The 5,225-nt window shown below is 63.9% G+C and carries 6 protein-coding genes and 1 pseudogene; 1 reads left to right on the forward strand and 6 read right to left on the reverse strand.

The features are described 5' to 3' along the window. The 5 genes from PGX04_RS30005 to PGX04_RS30025 all read right to left on the reverse strand — a co-directional run. A partial coding sequence (locus PGX04_RS30005) for a hypothetical protein (RefSeq protein ID WP_273741834.1) occupies positions 1–405 on the reverse strand: 405 nt, incomplete at its 3' end. Continuing rightward, a complete protein-coding gene (locus tag PGX04_RS30010) occupies positions 402–1,988 on the reverse strand; it encodes a sodium/proline symporter (protein WP_273741835.1) in 1,587 nt (528 codons plus the stop codon). The genes PGX04_RS30005 and PGX04_RS30010, both read right to left, overlap by 4 nt. Beyond that, complete coding sequence (locus PGX04_RS30015) at positions 1,981–2,481, reverse strand: hypothetical protein (RefSeq protein WP_273741836.1); 501 nt, start codon at positions 2,479–2,481, stop codon at positions 1,981–1,983. The genes PGX04_RS30010 and PGX04_RS30015 overlap by 8 nt, the downstream gene beginning before the upstream one ends. A gap of 371 nt (positions 2,482–2,852) precedes the next feature. After that, on the reverse strand, positions 2,853–3,464 hold the full coding sequence (gene cmk / locus PGX04_RS30020) for a (d)CMP kinase (RefSeq protein ID WP_273741837.1): 612 nt from the start codon (positions 3,462–3,464) through the stop codon (positions 2,853–2,855). Positions 3,465–3,591: 127 nt separating this feature from the next. Then, on the reverse strand, positions 3,592–4,101 hold the full coding sequence (locus PGX04_RS30025; protein WP_273741838.1) for a cupin domain-containing protein: 510 nt from the start codon (positions 4,099–4,101) through the stop codon (positions 3,592–3,594). A 208-nt stretch (positions 4,102–4,309) separates the two neighbouring features. On the opposite strand from PGX04_RS30025, the gene PGX04_RS30030 reads away from it, so the two are divergent. Further along, positions 4,310–4,852 (forward strand): hypothetical protein, encoded by a 543-nt coding sequence (locus PGX04_RS30030; protein WP_337959499.1) that lies wholly within the window; start codon positions 4,310–4,312, stop codon positions 4,850–4,852. 129 nt (positions 4,853–4,981) lie between these two features. Here PGX04_RS30030 and PGX04_RS30035 read toward each other — a convergent pair. Further along, positions 4,982–5,225, reverse strand: a pseudogene (locus tag PGX04_RS30035) (YcaO-like family protein); the annotation flags it as partial.

Below are 5,225 nucleotides of genomic sequence, written 5' to 3' on the forward strand. Positions count from 1 at the left end.
CTCGCGGTGAGACTGGGCTTCACCGGTGCTGGCCAGCGTCACGTCGCCGTCGTACCGGGCCGCCTCGCCGTCCTCGTCGCCCGCGCGCCAGCGCATCTCGAGCCTAGCGCGACGAAACCGAGTGCCGGTCACGAGACGGATCCCGTCGAGTGACTCGAGCGGGACGGCGAAGTTCTCCGCGGCCAGCGAGGTGAGATCCCCGAGCGGGCTCTCGTCGACGATTGCACGGTCCCGTTCGCCCATGTCCGCTCGCAGGAGCAACGACCGATAGGATTCCCCGACGAAACACCAGACGAGACGCTCGTCCGTGAGTACCAGCTCCCAGAACTCGATCGAGTTCGGTCGCTGGCGGAACCACCGCCTGAAGCGGGCGACCGGTTCCTCGCCGTCGGTTTCGACCGTCATCGTTCGAATAGCACGCGGAGGTCCGCGGGGACGTCCTTCCCGGACTGGGTGAGCAGCGACACAACGATGAAGACGATCATCGCGACCAGCAAGCCGATCGCCTCGGCCGGGACCTCAGGTGGGTACGGATAGAAGGCGAGGACCAACTCGTTGAGCCAGTCCGTCCCGGTCACCGCGGCGATTTCCGGAAGGACGTTGTAAAAGATGTTGAATCCCATCCCAACGATGAGCGACACGATCGCCCCCCACTTCGTCGCGCCCTTCCAGTTCATTCCGAAGACCACGACGGGAACGAACGACGCGGCGAAGAAGCCCCAACTGATCGCCCCCAGGATGCCGACCAGTGCCTCCGAGTAGAGGACCACGATCGTCGAGAGGGCTGTCAGCGTCGCGAGGGCGGCCTGCGTCACCCGAAGCTCGGTGTGGTCGTCGGTGATAGGCCGACCCAGCGCTCGCGGGATGTCTCGGGAGATCGCTGCCGCGCCGATGTTGAGAAAGGAGTCGCTCGTGGACATGATCGCCGCCAGTAACGCGGCGAGGATCAGGCCGGCGATAACGCTCGGGGTGTACTCGAGGACGAAGACGGGCCCGACCTCGCTCGCACTGAACGTCTCCTCGATCTCGCCCGCTTCGACCATCGCACGCATCGAAAGTCCGGCAGAGAACGCGATCAGGCTCGAGACCGCGTAGGAGATGGCCGCGATCGGTGCGCCCCACTTCAGGATCTCCATGTTCCGGCTCATGTAGAATTTCGTGATCAAGTGGGGTTGACCCGCCGAGCCGACGGAGAAGAGGATCCACCAGGTGATGGCCACCAGGACCGCCGTGGATCCGGCGCCCAGCGCTCCGAAGGGCGAGATGAGGGCCGGATCGGCGCTCGCGAGGTTCTGGGAGATCGTCCCCATTCCGCCGCCAAAGGACACGGCGTAGAAGAAGACGAACACGGCGCCGACGATCATCGTGATCGCCTGAATGAAGTCCGTCCAGACGCCGGCGATCATGCCGCCGATGACGCTGTATACCAGCAGGATCGTCGCACCGCCGAATAGCCCCCAGATGATCGGGATGCCGAAGATGGCGCGCATGACGAACTGGAGCGCGGCGAGGTTGACCGCCAGGTAAGCGATCACGCCGAGAACAACCGCGATTCCGGTGAGCCCGCGGACCGCCTCGCTCTCGTACCGGACGTAGGTCGCATCGGCCAGCGTGAGCACGTTCCGGATGTCCGCGAGTAAGCGGAGCCGTTTCGCGAGCACGACCCAGGTGAGCAGGAATCCGATGGGAGCACTGAAGAAGATCCACAGCGGGGTCGTCCCGAACGCGTAGACGAGTTCGGGCCCGCCGACGAACCCGAAGCCCGACTGGATCACCGAGAACGCGGTCATAGCGAGCACCCACGTGCCGATGCTTTTGCCGGTGATCAGGAAGTCACTGGTCGTCTGGGTCTGCCTGTACCCCCAGATGCCGATCATGACGACGATCAGTAGATACACCGCCCCGAACCCGAGGATGACCGGATCGTCGGCGACCGGAATGCCACCCTCCTGAAGCGGCACCGGTGGCACCGTCACGGGATCACTCATCGGCCACCTCCGTGCGCTCCGACTCCGCCGGTGGACGATCCTCCCACTCCGGTGCGAGCGGGAACGATCGACCTCGTTGCCGACTCCGGGCCTCGTCGAGAATTTCGTCGACGATCTCCTCGCTGGCGATCCGATCGAAAATTAGCGCGTAGTAGATCGAGGCCGTCAAGGGCAACAGCCAGATGAACGCGAAGTACGCGAGCGTCGGAACCGGGACGCCCATCGCGTAGCTGTACTCGGTCTGACCCGGCTCCCACGTCAGCCAGATACCGACGAATCCGGCGAGAAACGAGGCCGCGAAAATGGCGACGATCCCGGTGTACGGCGCGATCGAGAGTTCGCGGTCGTTTTGTTCGATCGCCGCCGAGGCGACTACCGCGAGGATGATCGCCGCCCCGACGAACGAAAACGCTCTGTACAGGTCGAGAGCCCCCGAAATCAGCGCGACGAGACAGAGGATAGCGATCGCGGCCATCACGGTGTTTCTTGTCATAGTGCTATCACACCAGTCGTGCTTTCGGATCGACCGTCGTTCGGTCTCCGATATCGATCCGGTCGTCTCGCCTAGAAAGGCTGATACCCATGTGCGAAGTAATATCATACCATCTAATATAGATTGGGTGGTATCATTCCTCAATGCGGATCCACGATTGCAAATGAAACTACCTCGCCTCCGAGCGACCGAGGGACAGGCGGGAGGGCGTCGGCCCAACGAGAGGGGCGTCGGCAACACTCGAACGGACGAAAAAGCGAGCCACGGCCTCGATTTGCGGATTGCGGTCGAATGGGTGCGCGTCTCAGGACGAAGCCGAAACGCTTCTCTGGCCGAGAGTCCGGATCGGTTCGGCTCTCTCCAAGGCGATTCTACGGCTCGAGTGTCGGCGTCGAGAACGCGCCCTCGTCCACTTCGGGATCGTACTCCTCGATCGCCGTTCGGACGAGCGAGAACACGCCGTGCTTGCTCCAGCGGGCGGTGTTGATCTGGAGGTCGTAGAACGTCTGATTGCCGATATCGATCTCGTAGTAGGACTGATAGCGGCCGGCTTCGCTCACCTCGCGGACGCGCATCTCCGCGTCGGTTTCGCCACGGTCGTCGATCCGCTCGAGGCGGACGTCTTCGGGCGCGTCGAGCCAGATCCGCAGGTCGGCGCGCTCGCCGGCGAGCCAGCCGGCGAGCCGGGACTCGAGAATGAAGGGCTTGTTGGCCATCCCCCACTTCTCGGCGATCTGCTGGAGACGTCGGTCGAGCGCGCGGTCGATCTCGTCAGAGCCGTCGGCCTCCGCGGTGAGCTGGTTGAGACTCATATCGCGGTCGTCGGCGAGTTCGCGGAAGATGTCGCCGCCGGAGACGTAGGGACAGCCCATCGCGTCGGCGAGGCGTTTGCAGAGCGTCGTCGCCCCGCAGCCCGGCGGCCCGGAGACGGTGATGAACAGTCTCGTGTCGATCTCCGCGTTCGAACCGTCTGCTGTGGCCATACGTTGATCCACTCGGTCTCCCGTGAAAAGGTTCCGGCTGTGATCGAGTCCGATCGTCGCTCACGAGCACGATAGCTCGGCGGCGAACGCGGGTCACGTTCGCGACTCCGCGAGTCCGTCCCCGGTATCAGGGCGTAAACGAGTTGCCACATGCGGTACACGTCAGCCGGAAGGCACCATCATCCGTCAGTTCGAGGCCGTGACCGATCTCGTCCTCGCAGTCCTGACAGTAGACCATCGACTCGAGCTGATCCCAGTCGTGTTTCGACTCGGGCGCGCCGAAGGCGAAGCCGACGACCCGCTCGTCGGTGTCGTTGTAGCCGTGCTGGAAGTCACCGGGAGCGAACCGGATCACCTCGTCCTCGTCGACCGTCACCTCCCCGTCCCCGCTCGCGTCGGCCGCGTCGCGTTGCGACGCGCGCGTCTCGAACGTCGCGGTCCCCTCCTGGACGTAGAAGACCTCCTCCTGATCGTGATGGGTGTGCAGGCCGCCCGAAAAGGACTCTCCCGGCTCGAGTTCGAAGTAGTTCATCGCGAAGTCCGAAAATCCGAGCGCGTCCGAAACCGGCCGTCTGATCGAGTGAACGTCCATCGGATTGGTTTCGATGTCGACGTCGTCGATAGCGACTTTCTCCATACCTCGTCGTTCGGTTCGGTACGCAAAAATCCAGTGGGTGATGATATCTACCGTGCTCAGTTCCGTCGGCCTGACGGATCGGAATCGGAATCGCGGCCGAACGGAGGCCTCTCGATCCGAACCAGCATCACCGACCGCTGATCCGACGGTGACTGTCGGGCCAACCGGAAGAGTAACGCATACAGTCGTTCGGCCCCGACGATGAGGCGTGAACCGTCGGACGGTACTTCGAACCGCGGGGGTGGCCGCGACGATCGGGCTTTCGGGCTGTGCGGATGCGCTCCAGGAGCACTACAAGGGCACGTTCCAGGGCCTGGTCCCGATCGAGATCCACAGCGAAGCCGAAAGTCACTACGACGTCACGCTCGAGGCCTACGAGCCGGGAACGGACCGCCAGACCTACGACGAGAGTTACACGATCACGGCCAACCAGTCGGCCTCGCCGCCCCATCTCGAGGCGACCGAGCAGCACCTTCGCGTGACCAAGTTCGAACGGCAGAGCGAGGAACAGACCACCGAGGAGGCGACGATCACGCAGAACACCAGCCTCGTGACCGTCAGGATCACCGACGACGATCTGACACTAGAAATCAACCGCGAGGACGGCGAATCGTCCGGGCCGACCGCTGAACCCGGAACGGACGGTTCCGGGACGGACGGACCGGAGACGAGTGATCCCGACCCGAACGACTCCGAGCGGAACGACGGCGGACCGAACGAGACCGATTCTGCGGCCGCTATCGACGGATAGCGCGATTCCGTAACCGACACTGACGAGCGACCGCTTCGTTTCGCGACTGACGATACCGGCAGAGACGTGCACCAAACACGGCTGGAGCCGAGTCGGATCCCCGAAGCGACCGCGTTTCGGAGTGACCGGTCAGGGATACGGATGAAACGCCCGCTCGAGGCGCGGTTCGAAGCCCAGATCGTCCGGTACCGTCCGCGCGCGTTCGCCGAAGAACGGCCCGTCGGTAAACAGCGGCTGGGCACCGGGGACGACGACCCGAACCGCCTCGAAGCCGATCTCCTCGACGTCGCGCGTCGTCAGGCGCGCCGCGAACGGCGTCAGTCCGGCGTCGACCGTCCGCAAACACAGCGTCTCGAGGCGGTCGAGGCCAGTC

Source organism: Natrinema soli (assembly GCF_028618695.1).

Coding starts and splice junctions, on each gene's coding strand:
- cmk (WP_273741837.1), bottom strand. CDS start 3,464: ATGGCCACAGCAGACGGTTCGAACGCGGAGATCGACACGAGACTGTTC.
- PGX04_RS30015 (WP_273741836.1), bottom strand. CDS start 2,481: ATGACAAGAAACACCGTGATGGCCGCGATCGCTATCCTCTGTCTCGTC.
- PGX04_RS30025 (WP_273741838.1), bottom strand. CDS start 4,101: ATGGAGAAAGTCGCTATCGACGACGTCGACATCGAAACCAATCCGATG.
- PGX04_RS30010 (WP_273741835.1), bottom strand. CDS start 1,988: ATGAGTGATCCCGTGACGGTGCCACCGGTGCCGCTTCAGGAGGGTGGC.